This window comes from Opitutales bacterium (assembly GCA_013215165.1).
Lineage (GTDB): Bacteria > Verrucomicrobiota > Verrucomicrobiia > Opitutales > JABSRG01 > JABSRG01.
Window position 1 is genome coordinate 1 of record JABSRG010000061.1, and the last position, 22,357, is coordinate 22,357.

Genomic DNA, 22,357 nt, shown 5'->3' on the forward strand with positions numbered 1-22,357 from the left:
ATAGACACGATCAACCGCTACAGCCGATCAATACTCACCCCTGATCTCCGCCATCAGGCCTTATGGGATGGCTGTGATTCCAAATAGCTGTTTTCGCTCGGATCGTTGTGGCCTCTTGCAAACGGTGGTAAGGCAAATCACGAATGACTTCGGATTCGTCCACCTGTTCCCATGCCATGAGACGGGCAGGAGCCGTGGCATATAAGTCTTGATCTTCCCGTACCCAGCCCAACGGGATCTCATATTTTTCCGCTTCTGGAAGAGGTATGATGCTCCGCTCATACATAAGTGGCGACCACGCCCATGGAGCTGTCTCTTCAAAATTAGGAAGCGCCTTCATAGTGAGGCCGGCGCTCTTCTTCCATCCAAGGAGGAAAGTATCATACTCAATGGCGATACCAAAGGCTCCAGACAGGCCATTCCAGCCCTGCTTCAAATCAAAAGTATACGTCCCGTGGTTTCCCAAAGGTGTGGCGAGATCCAGCTCGAGGATTTTACCGTTGAGCGCCATCTTACTCCAATGCGAATCCACAACAACAACCTGGTCTTCAGGAGAATAAATCCACGAAACAAACTGACGACTCATAGATCGTTTTCCCCTCCCACGGGCATATCTAAATCTCAGAAAATCTATGTGGTGACTCACAACCGCATAGACATCGCGATCAAAGGCTGATGGGCCCGCCGAAACCAGCTCAGCCGGTTCTAGAGCCTGGTATGTTGGATAGGGCACCGAACGCGCGCGCAGCCTATTCCATGGGGTTTCATAGGGTTCGAGCACGCGCACCTCTCGATCCGCACCCGAATTTATTTCCTCCAGCAGAGCACGTGTGTCACAGATCTCAGCAGGATTTTGAGCAAAACTGAATCCTACCGCCTCAGCCGACCATGCCGTGTGCACGCGCGCTCTCCAGTCACTCGGCGTTGCCAGCGAAATCGACCCATCTGCAAGACCCCCTGCTGCAATAAATCCAGGCTGACCATCCGGCATCGACTGAAAAGACGTCGTTCCATAGAAATTGACCTCCACTCGAATCAAATTGGTACCGTGTGATACGTAGGGAGCTAAGGCGAACGTATCAAACTCTGCAAACTGCGTCACGAACTTCCCAGGCCCGTAGGCAACAAATTGCTCGTTGACGAACAAACGATACCGCGTGTCAGCAAAGAGATGTATGGTCAGATCCAGATCTTCCCCAAGAGTCACCTCACGAAAAAAGCTCACATACTGGTTCCGCGCCGCGCCATGGCCCGCCGCCCATATAAATTCCGACGATGAGAAAAGGGGGTCGATCTGGGTATCACTAATCATTGCGGATACAGCATGAGCACACCGAACTCCGGTGCACATGAATTTTTGATAAAACCGTTAATCAGATAAACTGCGTCGAGCTTTTGAAGCGTATTACGTGGTTTTGAAATCGGCTTCAACAGGGTCTCGCCAATACCACTCCGTCCGCAAACTCAATTGTCACAGACGATGGCTTCTCGACTTTCGCTTCAATGATACCCTCTGCAGTGCGCGTCCACTGAATACGGATTTGACCGTCCTGACGAGGGAGCACTGCCGATATAGAATCAATGGTTGTCGTTTTTGGATCCAGAATCAAATGATTAGGCCTACCCGCTTCAACAAGCCTAAGACCTATAATAAAACGATGAATATAAATCCCCGCAGCCCCACTCCAGCTGTGAGAACAACTGCCCACACCTCTGTAGGCACGCCCAAAGCATTCGTTCAAAGTGGGCTTACCCAAGCTGCGCAGAAAGCCGTAGTGTTGCCTAATCATCAACTCCACTAAATCCCCGCGCCCCATCTTAGCGAGTGCTGGATAAAGATAGCTTTGGAAGTATAGCTCCAGATAAGGCTTCTCGTCTCGGATACCACGCTCGAAGTTTGAACGAAGATACGGTTCCAAAAACCCCAAGATACGTCCGCTAGGGCCCAAGCCAAAAGCGAGTGCTAAAACATTGCCATGAATGGGCAAGCTAGCGTCGTCTTCAGCTTGATTGAACCTGCCCAATTCCTCGTTCCAGAGAACACGTAACAGGGCTTCCGAAGTAGCCTTAACTTGGTCTGAGAAAAATCTAGCAAGATCATGCTTTTCCAGGAGCTCTGCCATCTGAACTGTGGCCTTCAATGCTTCCAGGCGAAACATGTTGACCGTTAAATGACTTTTACCCTGCTTTTGTTTTCCATCTTTCCCCCAATCAATAGAACATCTGGAGAGGCGCTCTGCACTAAGATCGAGCAACCCCTTTGAATTCATCAACCAAGCTGGACTCTCCCAGAGTCTCAACACCCGATCCCACATTTCCTCAACCAAACTAAGGTCCCCAGTATACATCCAGTAGTCCCTGAGCCCAATGACCCAGATAAGCGTATAATCTTCATGGTCGTCACGAAGCCAGGCTGGAATAACCGAAGGTAATTTACCTTTCATCTCACCGTCCACATGCTGTCCTTCGCCAAACATTTGAAATGTGCGCCGGGCCAGCGAAAAATCCGCTGAAACCTGCTCGTGTAAATGCAAATTGACTAGGCTATCTCCAACGTAGGTGCCGCGCTCCCGCCATGGGCAATCGGAATAAGCGTCATCAGTGCCCGCCTCCAGAGTGTGCAGACTCTTATCCCATGCCCAATCAAAGTCAGCATCGCCGGAAGAAAATTGCGCCACCCGAGCCTCATTTAAAAGCACCTGACGTGACAGCATGCGTATACTGTGCAGGCTTAAATCTGCAGTTCCCGCCGCGCGTATCACCACCTCGACCCAAATACCACCCCGTGGATTACCTAAAGTAATAGTTTGTCGCCCTCCTCTGAGAACAAAACGATCCACGGAATGCACCATCGGATTTGAATTATACAAGTGCACACCGCCATCTGGGTGGGGCCAATCGTCATACCCTATCTCCAGAATAGAACCCGCCGGCGCCTCTACCTCGATCTCAGGAATGGCATAGAACTGTTCTTTGAAATCAAAATTCCAAATACCTGTTTTCGCTCGAATCGTTGTAGCCTCCTGGAAACGGTGATAAGGCAGATCACGAATTACTTTGGAGTCTTCCATCCGTTCCCATGCCATAAGACGAGCAGGAGCCGTGGCATATAAGTCCTGATCCTCCCGCACCCAGCCCAATGGGATCTCATATTTCTCCGCTTCTGGGAGAGGGATGATACTCAACTCATACATAAGTGGCGACCATGCCCAGGGAGCCGTTTCTTCAAAATTAGGAAGCGCCTTCATAGTGAGGCCTGCGCTCTTCTGCCATCCCAGGAGGAAAGTATCATACTCAATGACGATGCCAAAAGCCCCAGACAGCCCGTTCCAGCCCTGCTTCAAATCAAAAGTATACGTCCCATGGTTTCCCAAAGGTGTGGCGAGATCCAGCTCAAGGATTTGACCGTTGAGCGCCATCTTACTCCAGTGCGAATCGACGACGACCACCTGGTCTTCAGGAGAATAAATCCAAGAAACAAACTGACGATACATGATTCGTTTATTCTTCCCACGGGCGTATTTGATTTTCAGAAAATCTATGTGGTGACTCGCCACCGCATAAACGTCGCGATCAAAGGCTGATGGGCCCGCCGAAGCCAACTCAGCCGGTTCTACAGCCTGGTATGTTGGATATGGCACCGAACGCGCACGTAGTGTATCCCACGGGGTTTCATAGGGTTCGAGTACGCGCACTTCTCGATCGGCACCCGAATCTATTTCATCTAGCAGAACATGTGTGTCACAGATCTCAGCAGGATTTTGAGCAAAACTGAATGCTACCGCCTCGGCTGACCATGCCGCGTGCACACGCGCTCTCCAGTCACCTGGAGTCGCCAGCGAAATCGATCCATCAGCGAGCCCGCCTGCTGCAATAAATCCAGGCTGACCATCCGGCATCGACTGAAAAGACGCCGTCCCATAGAAATTGACCTCCACTCGAATCAGGTTGGCACCGCGTGATAATTGGGGGGCTAAGCCGAAAGTATCAAACTCCGCAAACTGCGTCACAAACTTCCCAGGCCCGTAACCAACAAATTGCTCGTTTACAAACAAACGATACCGCGTGTCAGCAAAAAGATGTATAGTCAGCTCCAAATCCTCCCCGAGAGTCACTTCCCGGAAAAAGCTCACATACTGATTCCTCGCCGCGCCATGGTCCGCCGCCCATATAAATTTTGAAGATGAGAAAAGAGGATCGATCTGGATATCACTAATCATTGGCAAACAGCATGAACGCACCGAGACCCGGTGCACATGATTATTTGCTGAAACCGTTGATAAGCTAAAAAGCGTCACGCTGTCGAAGCGTTTTACGTAGTTTTGAAATCAGCTTTAACAGGGCCTTTCCGATACTACTAAACATCCAAGCTTTGCCGAAAAACTGATTTTGAGCTCAGATTAGAAGCGTAGAGTGATGGCGACAGCCATTGCTTGACTTGAACTTTGATCCGCACGAAGGCAATCGCTCTCGCGATCACCCTACTAAACCTCAGTATGCCCCGCTCTTCTGGTCACACCCGTTCCCCAATTCTTTATAGATATAATCTTCCATCTCAAACCGGAATCTAGGGCATAACAAATTCAGTGGAAGTAAAAACCCGGCAGGACTGAATATCTCTATTCACTTCCGAGGCTTCAGTAAGAAATCTACACGATGCAACAGGGCGCTGAGTACATCAGCCAGATCGGCACGGCCCGAGATTTGAATATCTTCTTTCGCAACTGCCGCAGCAGAAATCGATTGATTATGGACCGCGGCAAAAGCTGTCGAGAGGTCACGGAAACGGATAGAAACAGCCGGAAAGTCTGAAGTTTTAAAATCGACCTGACCAGAGCCAAAGAGCTTTGCTTTCAACCAAGGCTTTGATTCCCCTGCCAGACCAAAAGAGAAGGTCTCGCCGATCAACGGCTGCGACCGAGCAGCAGACGCTGAATCGTGATCGCGAAGCACACTCAGGCCTCTCCAACCGGTTTCAATATTCAGCCGAATATGTCTTTCAATTTCAGAATCGCTCTTCAGCTGCTCAAGTTCATCAGCCAGGAGAAACCGTTGAACCTTAGGGGCGGTAGCCGCAAATGAGAAGAGCTGTAGCGGCGTTCGCAAAGCCAGACCTAGCGAGAAAGAGACTGATCCACGCTCTAAAAAACCCAAAAATTTAGCGTCTGAGCTAAAACTCAGATTGAGCGGCTTAACGGCCTCCGCGCCTAGGTGAGCAGAACCTACGGGCGTCTTAACTCGAACAGAAAGAGAGCGCCTCGAAAAATCAGACCAAGCACTCAAAAGCCCTGGTAATCCCGCATGCAGGCCCAACAGAACGCGCAACCGCTGCTCAGCCTCGGGGGAGGTAATCATCGCTTGTCTCGTCGGCGAGATCGCGGAGACGCTTTAAGATTTGGACAGGACTCGATTTTGGACGAATCGACTCCATAGTCTTACGAGCCTTCCTCAACTCTTCCGGTTTCTCAATCCAACGTCGCACGCGGTTAGGCAGGCTCCGGGGACGCCCCACCGGGCGGGGCCAACTAAAATTCCGGATAAAATATTCTACCGTGATCAGTTCCTGAGGCATGATGCCTCCGACGGTGTTAAATATGATGGGACAACCACACATGATCGCCTCACTGGTCGTCCCAGTGCCCGGACGCAAGACAGCGGCCGAGGCCACTTGAAGTAATAAGTGTATACGATCGTAATAGCCTATAGTGCGCACCGTCCACTCGCGATGCTCAGCAGCCCAGATCAACACATCCTTAAATGTATCATGGTCGCGTCCACACATCGCTACGACCTGGGGCCGGAGTTCGGCTTTTTCAAGCTGTTCGAGAAATTTAATGTGGTTGTTTGCACCGTTCTCACCCGTCGCCAAAACGAGGATAAACTTATTGGGATCTAAACGCAGGCGGTTCACGATAAAATCATGCCGCTCTTTTTTTGACATCGGCTTTTGATAGAACTGGGGCTTGAGCAGAAAGCCTCCGGTCCAATTTTTATCCTGAGAAACACCAATACGCTCGGCACCACGACCCGTTTCACGAACCGCACCGATAAAGAGGTCTACCTCTGGATTCACCCAATGCTTGCTGAACCCATAGGTATCAAACAATTCGCCACAATATGTCACAAAGCGACAGCTGTCTTTACCTGTCACTTCCTTAGCGAGATCGAAAAAACCATGGTTCAAGTGTGCATGCGTACTCACGATAACGGAGGGATGGATCTCCCGAACGATTTCCTGAAATCCCTTGCCTCCAATAATGCTGCGAGCCCGACGCACCGGACTAAACCATTCCAGGTAATTAAAGTAGATATGATGAAGAAAGGGAAAAAATCGTTGAATCCAGTTGTAGAGCCAGACTCCAAAACGGTAGACCTGACTCGTGGTCTCCAAGGCTTGGTGAATGGTTACGTCTAGGCCGAGGTGCTTCCCACCATCGCAGGATTCTGCCCACGTCTTTAGGGCTTTGGCGCGCATGTCATGGCCACCGCCTGTGCTGGACGAGAGCACCAACACCTTTTGAGTTTTAGCAGAAGAAGACCTGTTCTCGGTCATAGCGCGAATAGATCAGGAACAACGTCCGTCGTTTCGCGCCAGTCGGCGGTTAACAAGAGGAAACTGAGCAGGGAGAATTCTTCTTTCCACAATGCACTAAAAGTGTCCTATCTCAGAAACTCAACGCTTTTGTCATACGTTCGATCAAGCCTTGGAAAGAGCCATTAGAGAAAAATACGATCAAACGCTTTCCTGGCGCACCCGCAAATGCCTCAGGGAGCTCGTTTTGAAATCGCTCCCAATCGCTCCAAGCACAGCCATGCTGAACCGCTCCAGCCAAAGCATCGGCATCGAGTCGATTCTCGGGCGGGATACGTTCGGCACGAAAAATCGGAGCTACATCCAGGCGATCAGCCAAAGAGAAAGCTGCCTCAAACTCAGCTTGAAATCGACGCGTCACCGTAGTGTTACTCCGCGGTTCAAAAGCCGCCCAGATCTGGCTGTCTGGAAATCGCTCGCGCAAAGAAGCAAGACTCGCTTCAACAGCACTGGGATGGTGGCCAAAATCCTCAAAAACCCGAACCTCATCCTCGTCGAAACGCAGCTCCATACGACGCTTTACCCCGCGGAACTGAGATAGAGTAGATAAAGCTTGGGTCCACGATACGCCATCCGCCGCCACCCGATCCACGCCGACCGCAGCCATGACTGCATTGCGCGCATTGAACAAACCATTGAGGCTCAGATTACAGCTCAGCCTTTCCTTTCCATCACTCACAATAAAACATGAGCCTCTCGGAGAATCCTCAAAGTCTTGGATCTGGAAATCGTTCCCGTCCCCGACGCCCACAGTCAGCACGGTGCAAAAAGCTGAATCAGCCAGTTCACGACAAGAAGCATCGTCGCCGTTGATCAGAAGAGTCCCCTCGCGCGGAATCAAGCGTACCGCATGACGAAAGGAGCGCAGATAGTCGGCTAAATCGTGAAAAATATCTCCGTGATCAAACTCCAGATTTCCGATCACAAAAACCTCAGAGAAATAATGCTGAAATTTACTGCGCTTATCAAAAATAGCCGAGTCATACTCATCCCCCTCGATCACAAACGGCTGCGCCTCATCGCCATAGTCTGTCCCCGTTTCTAAATCATAAAGCACACCGCCAACAAGATAACCTGCTTCGATCCCAAGAGACTTGAACGCAAAAGCAGCCGCGGCGGTAGTCGTCGTCTTACCATGCGTCCCCGCGATCACCAGACGCGGACGCTTCCCAAGAAGAAAGCGCGCGATCACCTGAGGCAGAGAGACAAACTCGATTCCACGGTGACTCAGTAAATACTCCAGCTGCTCATTATCCCGCGAAGCCGCATTACCCACGACCACAAGATCGGGTTTCCAACCAAGCATTTCCTCCGAGCTAAAGCCCTCAAATACGTCGATTTCACTCGAACCCAGGACGGTAGACATCGGCGGATACACACCCGCATCCGACCCGGCTACCTCATGCCCCAAACGCCGTAGGCAGCAGGCCACATTCCCCATAGCCGCGCCACAAATCCCAATAAAAAAGATCCTCATGCCCAAAAGAAACTATCCAGAAATGGGTCAGATTTCGCGCCAATGATATGTTGAGAAGCAGCCCAAAGTCAGATCACGGATAGGTATTAGAAACTGATCTTTAGGCAATCATACATTTTGCGACAGGACTAAGAAGCTATATTCTCAGGCGCTTCTTCCATACTCAGCTCGCAGCGCACGAATAGACCCTATGCGCGTCAGCAAAGCGTCCAGCAGAAAAACAACTAAGGCTGCTATCATCAACGGGGTATCAAGCTCCATCCATTGTGAACGCTGGATGGGTTGCCACGCTTCATCCAGTCGAAGTCGTTCATGTCCTTCTGTTTGATCACTCAATTGCGCCAAGCGTTTTGGCCCTCGCGAATCGCGCGCCCATTCTGCGTCCATACTAGCGGTCACGGGACTCAGCGGAAGTATCGTGTCTTCGACTGCGACCACGCCCGAGAGCGTCTTTCCCGCTTCTACAGGTATCCGCACCCGCATGCGCCCCCTTTCCAGACGCGTCCAGGTATGTTCTTGAATCAGGACCTCGCCCGCCTCCTTCGTCTGAATAACCGGAGGCTGCTGGTCGATGCGGCGCGCCCACTCCACGTCGTAATGCAGGTCAATAAGCCAGTCATTACCATCGAGCCGACTGCGCAGCAACACGCCGTCCAGATGCGATTGTCCGATCAACCAGCGCGCTGTAGTTACCAACATTTCCCCCGCTTGAGGCCACTGCCGATTAAAGGCTCCGTCTTCACCAGAGAAGGAAAATGTGAGCGCTGCTGAACGACCACTGCCGATATTCCAAAACGCGAGTAAAGGCACGTCTGACTCATCACCGGAACGAGCTGCACTCGAAGCCCCATCGCGAACATAGCTCAAGTTGTAGCCATAAATCAGCTCAGGCCATTGGATATCAGACTGTGCCAATTCGAACCATCCAGCACTCGCTACAAGCGGCGTGTATTCTTCGACAAACGCAGAACGGGCTACTGCCACCGTCTCTTGGGAAAAAATCGCAGGTAACGAGCTAGGCTGCTCACTGAAAAAGATCCGACCCTCACCTCGAATGGCAATGTCTTTCAAAAATGCCGCATCCGCATCCGCATCCGTATCGCGGCCGAGCGCGATCACACTGATTGTCGTTTTGCCCGCGCGCATTTCCGAAATCAGGTTTTTATAGTCTCCCGGCTGTTCCGAGTCCGCAGCGTCGGAGAACGAGATCACATGGCGCTGACCCGCCGTGCTCTTTTGAAGTGATTGCCAAGCGGCAGCGAGTCCTTCGTAAACAAAAATACCCCCACCGCCCGCAGCCACGCTTGCAGCTCGCTGAATTATTTCAGATCGATGGCGTCCCACCTGCGTCAACGGCACCACCATATCCGGTGTGCTATCGACGGCAAAGATGCTGATCGCATCGTAATCACTAAGTAAATCGACCGCGGCAGCAGATCCGCTGTTGGCCAAATCCATTTTGCTCATCCCATTGCCCACAGACGCACCCATACTGCCCGAACGGTCCAAAACAATCGACATGGCCACGGCTAGGCGCTTGTGGTCCTCACGCGTTTCCATGGATACAGGCAACACCTCATCCAGGGGCGATTCAAAATAGCCGCCGGTGCCAAAACTGCGCCGACCCCCAATCATGAGCAGTCCACCTCCCTGCTTTTGCACCCAGGCGTTGAGCTCATTCATGAACGACTCCCCTAAGGTAGAGGCACCGATATTGTTGAGAATTACCAGACGATAGCCGGCCAGTTTAGCTGGTTCAGGAACTGACTGTGGGCTGGCCACGTCTACCGGAAAATCGAGCCCTTCCAGAAGAATAGCCACCGGATCATTCTCAAAAGACGTTAACAGTAGCACACGCGGCGGCGAGTCCACCCGCATCCAGAATGATCGTTCATTATTGCCAAGAGTAGGGTCGTCTGGGCTGTTCACACGGAGCTGATATCGAAACACCCCTCCCTGAGACGGACGATCTGCTACCCGTAAGGATACGCGGCCATCACGAATAACTTCACTACCTGCAGCAATGACAGTGTCGTCACGGCGAAACTCGTAATCAAACATGCTGCCTTCAGGCCCATTGACACTCCCCGATATGATGACCGCCTCACGGCTTTGAAGTGACTGCGGTCCATCCAGCGAAACAACCGCTAAGTCATCAACGGTCGCCGCACGAGCGAAACGAAAGTCAACGGGTATGCCGCGCTCAACAAAGGGTTGGATCAAATCTGAAGGATTATCCGTCGCATACCCGTCCGAGATAATCAGAACCCGGTGAGCATCATCAGGATTACTGCGAAATAGAACCTGCTGAAGAGCTGCACGCAAACGCGTCTCACTCCCGGCTTCTTCGGGAAATATGGCTGGCTCCAAACCCCGTTCGATAATGCGCTGACCGTAATCAATGATATGCAAATGCGCATCGCGGGGCTGCGCTCCTTCGATGATATCCAACCATTCGTCATCGTTACGCGCAGTGACGTCTCGAATGGAGTCGGACTTATCCATCAAGACCCAAAGATGAAGAGCCCCACTTGGCATGCGCAGACTCAAGCCCGTCCAGATAAGCGTCAACAGGAGGAGAAGGACGAGACGGGAGGGCCGGCGCAGGCGTAGCGAAGGAAAACGCCAACCGAGCACCGCAACGACTGCGGTGAACAAAAACCATTCGGGGTAGTCAAAGCGCATCATCAATTCGGATCTCGATGGATCAGCCACCAGGAGAGTAAAAGCAGGCCGAGAATCACCCCAGGCAATAGACGCCAACCCGCTAAATTGCCTGCTTCTGTCTCCACCTGCGATTGCCAATCAATTGGAAATGATGGACTCGAAGCGGACTGACTTAGATCTAGTTCGGGGATCTCGAAGAACTGACTCGCTCCAGAGTGCACGACCTCATTTCCAGAACGGACCACAAAATGAGCGGGCAGGCTCGGTGCCCGATAAGGTGAGGCATCTTTAGAAAGATGCGACCCGTCAACGGAAGATACTTCGATCACGGGGCGCTCTGTGGTCCGAGCCAATGGGAGCGACTCACCCGTTAGATAGTTTCCCGATCGCACAAGTCCATGATCGATAGCCAATTGATCTAAGAAGCGCACCAAAAGTAGCAATGAGCCCGGATGCTGATCCATATTTGAGAAGGCAAGAGACCAGTTAAATTGTAGCAGACTCTTGGGATAAGGGCTGTGAAGCACCACGGAATCTGCACCCATTCGAAAGAGCGAAGTAGCTGTGCCATCAACCTCAAGAGTCGATGCGCCAAATCGGGCTATGAGCCCGCCGAGACTCAGATCTTGAGTCAGGGCGTGAGCCTCACGGATAAACGGGCCGCGGCTCCAATCCGAACTCAATGCACTATCCAGCGGCGGTAGGAATTGAACCCGAGCACGCGCATTTTCGGCAACGGCTACATCGGTAATCCAAAGTAAAGCGTTATGTGTTTCGGCGGCTACCAATTCTGGAAAACCGACCGCTATACTCTTCCAAACTTCCAAATTAGGCTCACTTAAGCTGAGGCGAGTAGAAATGGGGTCGCGTAGCGGCAGTGCAACGGGACAGACATTATCAATACTCAGGACATCTTCCGAAAGATGGATGCGCGGCATCTCCGCTTCCATCGGAATTTGCCCGCGGAGACGCATCGTGCCACCCGCGGGAATCGAAATGTCCCGCCGCGTCGTTTCTACACCATCGACCTCCATCCACCATGTGCGCTCAGTCGGTTCTGAGCCGAAATTTTTCACAAGCGCTTCCCAGACGCCCGAAGGCTCCACGTCGAGAGAAACAAAGCCGACATTCCCCAACGGGACACCCACAGCCAAGCGATCCACACCCTCTGCCATCTCAACATCGATGCGATCCGTAACAAAGATCACCTGACCATCCCGGCCAACCCACTGGCGTGCAACTTCGAGCATGTCTACCGGTTGATGGTTTGCACGATTTGGATGCCAATCCTCTACTAAAACCGAAAGGGCAGATCGCCTGTCGGCAGCAAAACCCAGAGCACCCCCCTCAGGATTGGAGGCGAATAAGCCGATTTCCTTTGGTATCAAACAAGGTAGCCCATCCAGTAGATCCGTTACGCCCTGTTTCGCTTCAACGCGATAAGCCCCCATCGAGGCGGAGGTGTCCATCACTAAGGCGACTCTTATCCGCTGGTTCTCAGCCACAATCTGGGGCTCGGAAATCCACAATACTGCCAACAAAACGATCAAGCATTGCAGCCAAAACGGGAGCGACTGCTCAAATTTCGTCCACCGCGCCCCCTTCTGAGTCACACGTTCCGGCTCCTGAATGAGAAACAGAGTAGACACCTGTACACGCCTAGCTTGACGGCGAAAAAAATGAATCGCCACCAATACCGGGAGTGCACTCAAGGCCCATAAGCCCAAGGGGTTCTGAAGGAAAAGTGAGGACACAATCGAGTAGAGGCTGTTGGGTAAAAATCAGGCAGGATCGAGTAGGGCTGTAGGCGCAAATAGGCGAGCAAGGGATTGTTCAAGGGGATGGGCCGTAGAGACCCGAACCAGTTGCCCGCCGCGGCGCTCCTGTTCGATCTGCCAAGCGCGGAAGTGCGCATCATAGCGCTCCCGGTAGCGCCTCCAAAAAGTGTGATCACATTAATGCGTCGCCAGCTTCCCACCCTCGCAGTCTTCAAACTCGACATTACCCTCACACCCCGGATCGGCCTCCTGCGGACACTCGGGCACGAGCCAAGCCGTAGACTCCGAGCCTCGTGCAGCGAGATCGAGGGGACCCGCTGGACTCCCTGGAAACAACAGATCACTGATAATCACGCGCAGTGACTGATTTTGCCAAGGCACACGACGCAGTGCCCCTAGTCCAGTCCCATCCGTTTCAATCGCTTCAAAAGCCTTTTGCGGTTCTTGCCAGCGAGTTTGCTGAAGATCCTCTCCGCTGAGAAGATACCCAGAAACCTGTGAGCCTGCTTTGTCACCGAGCGCACCAAACAAGGCCCAGAGCTTAGCAGCCAGCTCCCATTTCTCGGCAATCCAAGTCATCGATTTGGAAACATCGAGGACCAGGTCAAGCTTGGGAGCCGCCTCGTGGTGGAATAGCTTCACCATCAGCTGATCCGTCCGCCCAAAGACACGCCAATTAATGTGCCGCACACTGTCGCCCTGTGAGAACACGCGCTGATCTAAATACTCCGTCGAACTCCCCGCACGTTGGTCTTGAAACGATCCATTCCGCTCCAGTCTACGCCGCCCAAACTGGCCAATCCGCCAGACACGAGACAGCTCAATACCCCAGGGCACCGCCGATTCGAAGACGTCAACTGGCTTGGATACGGGCATGATCAACGGACAATCGCTCCTCTTCCTGTTTTAGCCGACCGATCTGCCGAAGGGCCAGCCACAGGCAAAGCATGGATGTAATGATGAACTGCGTCACTGCAAAAGGGGTGCCTGCGGATATAGGCCCTCCATCTAGGCATGAAGCAATGAATACGAACGGCACCCAGGACATCATCGCCTCGTAGTTTCCACCACGACTGGTCTCATTGACAATAACCGTCGCCACCAGGATCACGACGTTGACCAGAGAGACAATCACACAGGACATTAAGAATGACATACTACGCTTGCCCTTGATATCCACCCCTGCCCGTAGCAAATGAGCCCACTGCAATGCACCGCAGACTCCCACCATCGCGGTCAGAGGTAAGAGTTTCATCAAATCCTTATTACTAATAAAAGGAACTGCCCCTGCCACTGCGAAATAGGCTAAAATCACATAAAGGTAACCATAGCCCGAGCCGGGATAGTCTGCTATTCTGCGGAAGATCGAAAGTTTCCCCGGCCCTGCCCTCGACTTGAGGATCATCTCAGAAGGCAGATGAGACATCTCAGAAAAAACCCGATAGACAACAGCCGGTAATAACGCAAGCGAAAGCACGGCTACCATATCGGCGGATATCGAACTCACCGCCGCATACAGCGTCATGACTAACAGCACTGCACCCGAAAAACGGACAGGTAAAGATCGACGCTCTGGAGGGGATGCCAGGGAATTAGCAGCCGCAGACAAAAAGAAAACTACCGCCATGCATCCGAATAGAATGAAACCGACCCAATCACCTGAGGAAGGTCAAAAGACGCCTGTAAACCCAACGATGCTAGAGACAGCATAGAGAGCTAGTATCCCAAAAATGACCGATACACCCACAGTCTTTCCCTTCTTGTTTGTCAGGGCAGATACCAACATTAGAGCGCTCAAAACCAACCCACCCAGGGCCATGAACGATAAGATCTGCAGGCCCATAACCAAACTATAGTCACCCAGTAAATAGCGTAGCGCCAGGTAAGGAATAGACAGAGAAAAATAGAAAAAAGCATAGAACACCGAGACCAGCCAGCGCCCCATAACGAAGTCCCATGCACTCAATTGTGTCAGGCGAATGAGATCCATTTGTTCCGCCTTTACGTCTTCGTTCACACTTGAGACCGGAGCGTTGGGAACGACCAATAGAAAGTAGACGCCGATAATGAAAACAGCGAATTCCCAAGCCCCCGAGTCCACAAAACCCCGACGCGCATACTCGGTCACGACAAAAAGCATGATAAGACTCAGCAGCACCAAAAACACCGTTACCGGCAAAACGAACGAGCGCGACTTCAGACTCTGACGCAGCTCTTTCACCAGACTCGGGTGAAAGAAGTCAGGTGCCCGTGCTATGGGGATCGACTGTGATGGTGAGTTTGCTTGAGCCATGAAGAGAAATAAGGACAGATCTATAAAGAAAGGCGTCTTGGATTAGCGCATGTGCATGGCGGGATGGGTGCGTCGCCCGAGATGTTCCGATGCGGAATAGAGGGTCGCCCTCACCATGAGTGCCCCTGCGATTAACCAAGCAATCGCGGACGCGATTTCGGACTGAGTCACTGTAACCGACGACATTCCGCCCATAAGGCCCATTCCGATCAACCCCAATATGCCACCGACGATGCTCACGAAGATACTGTATCCAATAAAGACCACCAGCCTCTCCCCAAAGCCGTTCTTCAAAGCCATCAAAACCGCCAGACCGATGTAGCCAGCAGTGGTCGCGGCCGTCTGGATACAGCTGACGAGATGTATCACGAGGTCGAAACCCTCTAGGAAATATAGGACCACACGGACAGGCAGTGACACACAGAAATATAACAAATATATGGAAAACACACTCTGCCACACCCCGCGACAGATCTTCTGATCACTGATTGGGGATACGATGAGTAAATCCAGCGATTCACGCTTGAGCTCCTGTCGGAGAAACAGAAAAGCAGCGATGCACAGTGGATAGATAAGCAACCCGTCTATCATCAATAGCAACATCTCCGAACCACCCCAATATAAGGACTCCATTCCCCCCGGAGTAGCTAAACTAGCTAAAATGAACAGGAGCGCCAGAACCAGCAGACCGTTGAAAATAAGCGAGAACACCCAGCCATTCAGGACTCTGCGCAGACCCTTTACTGTCATGGGGTTGAGCCAATCGGCTCGGGCCTCAGTATGCTGGTAAAGCGCCGTGTTCATTGCTGGTTTAGCGTGTCGATAAAGACATCTTCGAGCTTCCTGCGACGCTGCTCAAAGTGGTAAATAGGAAAACCTTGTTCGACTAGGTTTTTGAGTATTTCAGCCCGCTCAGCGTGCTCCATCCGGGGACCCCGCATAACAAATCCATCCTTGAGCGTCTCATGCAGAGAAAAACCTGTGTGGCGTTGTTGTAGGTAGGCCGCGGCCTCTTCATTCAGGGATTCCAGACGAATCTCGATATCCGAGTACTCTGTCTCGGCCTCATCATCCAAGGAATCCGCCGATCCAGAACGGATGATTTTACCTTTATCGATAAAGAGTAACGCATCGCACATTTCCGATAGCTCGGAGAGGATATGCGAACTGATCAAAATCGTCTTTCCCCGCTGGGACAGAATACGCACCAGATTTTTAAATTCGATACGTGCCTTGGGATCCAAGCCAGCTGCGGGCTCATCTAAAATCAGCACCTTAGGATCGTGGAGGAGCGTACGACCGAGACACAGGCGCTGCGCTTGTCCCTTCGATAGCCCCGTCATCGGGCGATCCACGAGAGGACCCAGCTCCGTGAAATCGACCACATCTTGCACACGCTTCTCCCGTTCAGCACCGGCATATCCATAGGCACGTGCGAAAAAATCGAGATACTCCAAGCAAGAGGTGTTTTTGTAAGTCCCGTAGGCGTCCGGCATCCAACCGATACGCTTGCGGACTTCAGAGGATTGTAAGTGAACACTATAGCCACAGACAAAGGCCTGACCCGCACTGGAGCTGTCTAGGGTAGCCAAAATCCGCATCGTCGTGGTTTTCCCAGCCCCATTCGCTCCGATAAACCCCACAACTTGCCCAGGGAGAATTTCGAAGCTGACTCCGTCCAAAGCCTGAACACCACCGAATCGTTTGCGGAGCTGGTTCACTTGAACTGCTGGACCGGCATCCATGATCGTCTCTGATGTTGAAGGGTTCATGGCAACACGGGCTTTCCGTAAAGCACGGCGTAAGACTCTTTCTCTTTCAAATTACTCAGCTCTAGGCGCGGCACCTCAGAAATAGGCTCGACCAGTGCCACAAAACGGTCCTCGTCTCCAGGTTTGAGGAGTCTATCGAGAATCGCCGATACATCGGAGTTCCCATTCGATTCTCTCAGCGCGGCAGATCTGAATCGCCTCAACTCAGCGAGATCGATCCTTTCCATTTCGACCGATTGTCCCTGCCGCACATCGCGTGCACGCCACACGTTCTCGGTATCTTTCTCTCGATAAACGATATCGTCGATGACGGTATCCATACTCGAAAACAGAATGGGACCGAGACCAGTCCTCCAAGTGATACGAATTTCGCTACGGGTAGGCTCCACATGGATCATCTCCAAACCATTCCAGCTTCGATTGGATAGGTAGTCTCCCTGGTGGATAGGGCCGTCTACGATAAAGTTCTCATCAAGGGTAACCGCGCTGCCCACCTTTCGAGGCAATAAGTGACTCTCCTGGGGTATAGAAACGCTGCTATCCAGGAGCAAAGAAGCACGCGCCAGGTAAGACTGGCGCGTTAACAAGCGGCCGCGATCCGAGTCATAAAAAGTGATTTGCTGTGTTAAAACGTACCCCCCGATGCCATCACCCAGAAGGATCACAGCTCCCAGAATCAAGCTCGCCACCAAAGAAATGATGGGAGTCGTGACAAAGATACGGAAGCGATTTTTACGCGGAGCCAGTTTGAGAAGATTGAAGGGACCGATGATGACAGCAAAAGCGACCATGAACACAATCACCATCAGTGCATTGATCGTCACTGGGTCTGCGTCGATGACATCAGCCCAACGACCCAGCCATCCAAAACTGGTTGCCTTGTCTGCAACAGGCGAGCGACTCGCGAAGGAATCCCCGAGAGACACATACGCGATTGTCCCCGCGCCCCGGTTCACTTTTCTCTGCTCCGAACTGATACCCAGCCGACGCAAACTAGACGGAGGCGCATCCTGATTCGGCGTGGCCATAAAGAAAATCTGACCGCCCCAGCCCACCCAATCGAGAAGCGCCTCTTGGGACTCAACGGGAATCTCCGGCCAATCAGAATGAATTAGAACAAAGCCATCCAAGCTTTCATAGCCAGCCGCCTGAGTAGGTAAATAACGCGGAGAGTAAACGGCCTTCTGGAATTCCGTGCTACGATCGGAATAGTTAGAATTGGTATAATTCAGCGTCAGAAGGCGGTCTGCTCGTTGAGAGGCTAAATATACATGCGTTGTCTCGCGATCGGCAGAAACAGAATCATACAGCGAGACGAGCCCAACTCCATCAATCCCCGGCCCACGGATTTCCAGGCTAAGCCGGGTCTGTGAGAACGTTGTCTTCTCGTTGAAAGAAACCGGCACATAAATCTCCCGACGGACGCTGGAGCGCCCCTCAACTTCAATTTCAGCTATCAACTGACTGTTGACTCCATCTCGGCCAATGTGACCTGCCAGCGCTGTTGAATTAACACGATAAACGGCTCGAGCCTTTGAAGCGTTGGTGATCTCGATAATGAACGGGACATGTCCGGCTTTAGGCATCGCATTCTCATAGATCGAAATAATACGAACCTTTGCCTGGGCACCATCCTCCATCGGAGGACTGAAGGTGTTTTGCCCAAAAAGCGAATTACCCAGACACAACAGGCAGATATAGCCCAGAAATTTTTTAGTAACCCCCATGTTAATTAGAATCGAGTTTGGCTGCTGTCAGCGCACTGGGCACCGTAGCGGCCTCAGTCGGTACGTCCTCTATAAGCTGATCGACGAGCTGGTCCGTGGTCAGATTCTCCAACCGAGCCTCGTAGCTCAGGATCAGGCGGTGCCGCAAGACAGCTTTGGCGAGCGCTTGAACGTCTTCGATCCCCGCATGTTTGCGACCAGCGATCCAAGCCCGAGCCCGAATTGCCTTAGCCAAACCTATGGCCGCACGCGGACTCGCTCCGAAACGAATATACTTACGAATCGCATGCGCCGAGTCGTGCGTCGCATTCACCAATCGGGCTATGTAAGAGACGACTGTCGGCGGGATAAATACGGCCTCAGCCTCCTTTCTCGCCGACAAAATCGCTGTTGCATCCACGACGGGTACTGGCAGATCGGCCTCCGCGCCAGACCGATTATTAATGATTTCTTCCAAAGTCTCGGTGTCTGTCTGAAACACATCGAGCTTGAAGAGAAAACGGTCCGTCTGCGCCTCCGGGAGCGCATACGTGCCGTCGAGATCGATCGGATTCTGCGTTGCAAACACAAAAAACGGCTCCGGCAAAGGAAATGTCTCTCCCATCGCGGTGACGGAGCGTTCCTGCATCGCCTCCAGCAGAGCAGCCTGAGTTTTCGGTAAAGCGCGGTTTATTTCGTCAGCGAGCAGAATCTGAGTAAACACCGGCCCTCTAGAAAATTCGAAGACGCGCTCACCGTCGCGCTCCTGCACCATGGCACTCCCCACAATATCTCCGGGGAGTAAATCGGGGGTAAACTGCACCCGATGGGACTCCAGCCCACTTAGCGCCGAGAGCGTCTTTATGAGCTCAGTTTTCCCTAGACCAGGCAATCCTTCCAACAGGACGTGTCCACCCGCCACGAGGGCAACCACGACCGATTCAATCAACGCTGGCTGACCAAGGATATGTGTATTCAGAGATTTGTTCAGTTCTTGGAATGCTGACATGATGAATGCGTGGGAATATAAGGTGATCTAGTTTGGTTCAGAGCGGTCAAAAAAACGCTCGAGGCGTTCCTTTTCCTGAGGCGTTAGAATTTGTTGCCAAGTAGCCGTGCCCCCAGCGGATGTTGTTTCCGATGGCCCTCCCTCCAGGATCGAATCATCGACGGGTTCGTCGGCATTGAGATTGGGGCGGGTAATGACGGTCTGAAGCGTTTCGCCCGGGCTGGCGGTAGACATGTCTGAATTTGAGATCCCCTCAAAGGTCTCCGGCACAAAGGGAAGTCCATCTACATTGAACAGCAAGGGAGCATCGCCAGGGCCTCGTCCTACGCCACCCAGGCGCGTGCCTTCCTGCATTTCCTCGCCGGTAGAGGAAGACTGCCCATCACCCTTATTGCCCGAGCCACCTTGCCCCGGCTGCATTCCCTCCATTATTTCCTTCAGTTGCTCCTGAGAGAGCTGTTGGAGTCGCCCGATATTTGAAAGACTCTGCGCCGTCTCGCGGGTGTCACGCATACTTTCGCGCAGTTGCTCCATTTGTTCTTGGCTTAGGCTAGCCGCCGGATTTTCCATGGCTTCTTGCAGTTGTTGCAAGAGCGGTTCTTGGAATGCAAGCGACTCATCCGAAAGACGATTTATTGCCTCCGCCGCCTGATTGCGCGCCGACTCCGGTTGCATGCGCATATCGTCTCCCATGCGCTCTAACTCACTCAAAGCCTTCTCGGCATCACTCAGCGCCTGGCTCAGCGATGACAGTTGGTGCTCCAGTTCACTTTTTAAAGCATCGGCTGCCTCCAATGAACTTTGATCGTACCAATCAGACGGGTCATCTCCTTTAAGCTGATCAAGCTGTTTCTGAAAAGTCTCCAGAGATGCTGCATCGATACGCGGCTCTGCCTCGAGTGACTCCAAAGTATTTTCAATCGCAAGAAGATCAGGCGGCAGCTCTGACGGAAGTGGAGCATCCCCTTGGGCCTGCTTGATCGGTATCCATCCAGCGATGAGCGGAAGGAGAATACTCGCAGCAAGCAGCGCTTGATTGGATTGAAAATGATACCTGTAGGGAAATCTGCGGCCCCGCGCGCGCGGCCAGTCAGCTTTTCCAAGCCAGGCACTACTGAGCTGTCCATGGAGTTGGTGGTGGACCTCTAAGCGCGCGAGCGCATCGGTGGGACGCAAGCGACTTCGCCACAAGCGGATCAAAACAACACACCATACCAGACACCAAGCTATTGCGATAATAAGAGCGATCGATGGAGAAACCGAAGCATTGCTCCGATGCGACCCTAAAATGGCGATCGCAGCACAGACGTGCACCCCAGCGAGCCAAGGAAGCGAACGCTCAAACCAGGATTGAGCATTGACCAAGAGTGAAACTCTTCGAGCCTCGCTGAGCCAAAATTTTTCGTCGGGGGTCATCAACGTTCCCAGCATCGAGACTCAGCTTGCCTGGGAACTCAAGGGGAAATCCGAAGATACTCCGCAAAAAATATCTCAAGCTGGTTTTTCCAGCTTACCCGGCTTTACAAAAGCCAACACCAGCAGGAATAAATTGTAGATCGGGACAAAGAAGAAGATCGCGTGAATGTCGAGATCGCGCAGGCGCCGGATGACCTGCACAAGCGCGGTCCATGCCGTGATCGATCCAGTGATAATCGCGAAAAAGACGCCCACCTCCGTGAAGTGCAGAAACTTATAGCCCGCTTTAAACGCCAAGTAGGAAATCCCCGTGCCCACAAGCAAGACAATGACGAGACGAATTGCAAACGGCAGACGGGCCAGCGGCGTGCGTGTAGAGAAAAAGAAATCCATAGTCTTTAAATCGGTTTCCAACAGCTTATCTGATCTGCCCCTGAATCAAGGCAAAATATTCAGTGCGATCAATGGTCTCAGTTCGTTCTCTCTGCCATTAAGAGAAGGACTGTATCATTATATCCACAGCGGATGCTCCGTCCAGTTTTTCGTCAGACCCATTTTACCCAGCGCGTTGGGGCACTCGGGCAATTGGTTCATCACAAGGTTTTCGATACGATCTCGCCATCCAGCGACAAATACACGTTCAGCGTCACAGGAACTCAGAAGACAATTTTGCAAGAGCAAGCTCGCAAACAAGTTCCTGTTAGATGGGAGTAATGGCGATCGCCATGCCTTTCCGAAAGGCAACTGAGGTTTTACCGCCCAAATCTTATCCCATAGGCGTGCATGGTGTGCACAAATATTACGCACATATACAATGTGGTGAAGGCAGGAGATGAAAGTCTCTGGCTGCATACCGTAACGGTGAGCGACTCGCTTTTGGTCCTTTTTATGGAGACCTTTGAGCATCATTGAAAGACTACCAAAGGACAAAATCTCGGTGACTACCCAGATCGGAAGATTTGGATAATCTGAATATTTTCTTTCAAAGTGCCGAATGAATACTTCTTGTTAAGCCTCAGTTTGCTTGTGCAGCTTTTGTAGCCAATCCCGATGCCGAAACCTCTTATTAAAGTTTGAAGGATGAATATGCCCAAATGCTTCGTAGCTCTCACCAAACGTGAAGGCTATCGACGTTCTAACATCGAGCTCAATTACTTCCATAGCTTCATAGACCAGATCTCGTAGTGCGCGGTCGAATTCGTAAGCCCTACGGATTTGTAGGAATGTAGTGCCGTCAATATAGTGATGACGTTTGACTTCAAACGGTAGACCGTAACCACTGAACCGATAGTAATTCAAATGTCGCAGAAAATTCTCTGCCTCGGCTACATCTTCGATAATCAATCTCGCTAGTTGAAGCTTTTGAAGCTGCTCAGGAATAGACTTCCATAACTTGTTGTAGGCATCCTGCATGGCGCAGTAGAATTTAGAAAACTCTCTAGAAAGCGGACAAAAAAAAACGCGCCCATGATGTGCATCCTTCTAGCGGACGAGAGGCACGGCGCGTATGTTACAGAATAAAGAAACAAACCAACGTCGTTTTGGCAAGTCCTTTTAAATTAAAAGAGCTAGGAAGGGTGTGACCAGAGGTGCGGGGAGTCATGCGGCCTCTTTGAGCCATTCTTGACTTTCGATGTAGGTGGCGCG

General features: G+C 51.9%; 18 protein-coding genes. All 18 read right to left on the reverse strand.

Features of this window, described 5'->3' with window-relative positions; translation table 11 throughout:
* Positions 1–34 precede the first annotated feature (34 nt).
* Positions 35–1,312 (reverse strand): hypothetical protein, encoded by a 1,278-nt coding sequence (locus HRU10_12475; GenBank protein ID NRA28048.1) that lies wholly within the window; start codon positions 1,310–1,312, stop codon positions 35–37.
* Positions 1,313–1,427: 115 nt separating this feature from the next.
* A complete protein-coding gene (locus HRU10_12480; protein ID NRA28049.1) occupies positions 1,428–4,220 on the reverse strand; it encodes a hypothetical protein in 2,793 nt (930 codons plus the stop codon).
* 403 nt (positions 4,221–4,623) lie between these two features.
* On the reverse strand, positions 4,624–5,355 hold the full coding sequence (locus HRU10_12485; protein ID NRA28050.1) for a hypothetical protein: 732 nt from the start codon (positions 5,353–5,355) through the stop codon (positions 4,624–4,626).
* Positions 5,333–6,553: a UDP-N-acetylglucosamine--LPS N-acetylglucosamine transferase gene (locus tag HRU10_12490; protein ID NRA28051.1), complete on the reverse strand. Its 1,221-nt coding sequence runs from the start codon at positions 6,551–6,553 to the stop codon at positions 5,333–5,335. Before HRU10_12490 ends, HRU10_12485 begins: the two co-directional genes overlap by 23 nt.
* A 112-nt stretch (positions 6,554–6,665) precedes the next feature.
* On the reverse strand, positions 6,666–8,069 hold the full coding sequence (locus tag HRU10_12495; protein NRA28052.1) for a Mur ligase: 1,404 nt from the start codon (positions 8,067–8,069) through the stop codon (positions 6,666–6,668).
* Positions 8,070–8,213: 144 nt separating this feature from the next.
* Positions 8,214–10,757: a VWA domain-containing protein gene (locus tag HRU10_12500; GenBank protein NRA28053.1), complete on the reverse strand. Its 2,544-nt coding sequence runs from the start codon at positions 10,755–10,757 to the stop codon at positions 8,214–8,216.
* Complete coding sequence (locus HRU10_12505; GenBank protein ID NRA28054.1) at positions 10,757–12,490, reverse strand: BatA domain-containing protein; 1,734 nt, start codon at positions 12,488–12,490, stop codon at positions 10,757–10,759. The genes HRU10_12500 and HRU10_12505 overlap by 1 nt, the downstream gene beginning before the upstream one ends.
* A 201-nt stretch (positions 12,491–12,691) precedes the next feature.
* Positions 12,692–13,390: a DUF58 domain-containing protein gene (locus HRU10_12510; protein NRA28055.1), complete on the reverse strand. Its 699-nt coding sequence runs from the start codon at positions 13,388–13,390 to the stop codon at positions 12,692–12,694.
* Positions 13,368–14,141 carry a hypothetical protein gene (locus HRU10_12515; protein NRA28056.1) on the reverse strand — a complete coding sequence of 258 codons (774 nt, stop codon included), beginning with the start codon at positions 14,139–14,141 and terminating at the stop codon, positions 13,368–13,370. The genes HRU10_12510 and HRU10_12515 overlap by 23 nt, the downstream gene beginning before the upstream one ends.
* Positions 14,142–14,183: 42 nt before the next feature.
* Positions 14,184–14,807 (reverse strand): hypothetical protein, encoded by a 624-nt coding sequence (locus HRU10_12520; GenBank protein NRA28057.1) that lies wholly within the window; start codon positions 14,805–14,807, stop codon positions 14,184–14,186.
* A 42-nt stretch (positions 14,808–14,849) separates the two neighbouring features.
* Entirely contained in the window at positions 14,850–15,611 is a 762-nt protein-coding gene (locus tag HRU10_12525; GenBank protein NRA28058.1) for a hypothetical protein, read from the reverse strand.
* Positions 15,608–16,555 carry an ABC transporter ATP-binding protein gene (locus HRU10_12530; protein ID NRA28059.1) on the reverse strand — a complete coding sequence of 316 codons (948 nt, stop codon included), beginning with the start codon at positions 16,553–16,555 and terminating at the stop codon, positions 15,608–15,610. Before HRU10_12530 ends, HRU10_12525 begins: the two co-directional genes overlap by 4 nt.
* Positions 16,556–16,575: 20 nt before the next feature.
* Entirely contained in the window at positions 16,576–18,306 is a 1,731-nt protein-coding gene (locus tag HRU10_12535; protein NRA28060.1) for a hypothetical protein, read from the reverse strand.
* Position 18,307: 1 nt separating this feature from the next.
* Positions 18,308–19,294: a MoxR family ATPase gene (locus HRU10_12540; protein ID NRA28061.1), complete on the reverse strand. Its 987-nt coding sequence runs from the start codon at positions 19,292–19,294 to the stop codon at positions 18,308–18,310.
* A 27-nt stretch (positions 19,295–19,321) separates the two neighbouring features.
* Entirely contained in the window at positions 19,322–20,710 is a 1,389-nt protein-coding gene (locus tag HRU10_12545; GenBank protein NRA28062.1) for a hypothetical protein, read from the reverse strand.
* Positions 20,711–20,785: 75 nt separating this feature from the next.
* Positions 20,786–21,103: a hypothetical protein gene (locus HRU10_12550; protein NRA28063.1), complete on the reverse strand. Its 318-nt coding sequence runs from the start codon at positions 21,101–21,103 to the stop codon at positions 20,786–20,788.
* Positions 21,104–21,220: 117 nt separating this feature from the next.
* Entirely contained in the window at positions 21,221–21,706 is a 486-nt protein-coding gene (locus HRU10_12555; protein NRA28064.1) for an Abi family protein, read from the reverse strand.
* Between the two features lie 12 nt (positions 21,707–21,718).
* On the reverse strand, positions 21,719–22,123 hold the full coding sequence (locus HRU10_12560; protein NRA28065.1) for an Abi family protein: 405 nt from the start codon (positions 22,121–22,123) through the stop codon (positions 21,719–21,721).
* Between the last annotated feature and the right edge of the window lie 234 nt (positions 22,124–22,357).

Bases quoted from the DNA above. Each gene is read 5' to 3' on its own strand.
- HRU10_12475 (NRA28048.1), bottom strand. From the start codon at position 1,312: ATGATTAGTGATACCCAGATCGACCCCCTTTTCTCATCGTCGGAATTT.
- HRU10_12480 (NRA28049.1), bottom strand. From the start codon at position 4,220: ATGATTAGTGATATCCAGATCGATCCTCTTTTCTCATCTTCAAAATTT.
- HRU10_12485 (NRA28050.1), bottom strand. From the start codon at position 5,355: ATGATTACCTCCCCCGAGGCTGAGCAGCGGTTGCGCGTTCTGTTGGGC.
- HRU10_12490 (NRA28051.1), bottom strand. From the start codon at position 6,553: ATGACCGAGAACAGGTCTTCTTCTGCTAAAACTCAAAAGGTGTTGGTG.
- HRU10_12495 (NRA28052.1), bottom strand. From the start codon at position 8,069: ATGAGGATCTTTTTTATTGGGATTTGTGGCGCGGCTATGGGGAATGTG.
- HRU10_12500 (NRA28053.1), bottom strand. From the start codon at position 10,757: ATGATGCGCTTTGACTACCCCGAATGGTTTTTGTTCACCGCAGTCGTT.
- HRU10_12510 (NRA28055.1), bottom strand. From the start codon at position 13,390: ATGCCCGTATCCAAGCCAGTTGACGTCTTCGAATCGGCGGTGCCCTGG.
- HRU10_12515 (NRA28056.1), bottom strand. From the start codon at position 14,141: ATGGCGGTAGTTTTCTTTTTGTCTGCGGCTGCTAATTCCCTGGCATCC.
- HRU10_12520 (NRA28057.1), bottom strand. From the start codon at position 14,807: ATGGCTCAAGCAAACTCACCATCACAGTCGATCCCCATAGCACGGGCA.
- HRU10_12525 (NRA28058.1), bottom strand. From the start codon at position 15,611: ATGAACACGGCGCTTTACCAGCATACTGAGGCCCGAGCCGATTGGCTC.
- HRU10_12535 (NRA28060.1), bottom strand. From the start codon at position 18,306: ATGGGGGTTACTAAAAAATTTCTGGGCTATATCTGCCTGTTGTGTCTG.
- HRU10_12540 (NRA28061.1), bottom strand. From the start codon at position 19,294: ATGTCAGCATTCCAAGAACTGAACAAATCTCTGAATACACATATCCTT.
- HRU10_12545 (NRA28062.1), bottom strand. From the start codon at position 20,710: ATGACCCCCGACGAAAAATTTTGGCTCAGCGAGGCTCGAAGAGTTTCA.
- HRU10_12550 (NRA28063.1), bottom strand. From the start codon at position 21,103: ATGGATTTCTTTTTCTCTACACGCACGCCGCTGGCCCGTCTGCCGTTT.
- HRU10_12560 (NRA28065.1), bottom strand. From the start codon at position 22,123: ATGCAGGATGCCTACAACAAGTTATGGAAGTCTATTCCTGAGCAGCTT.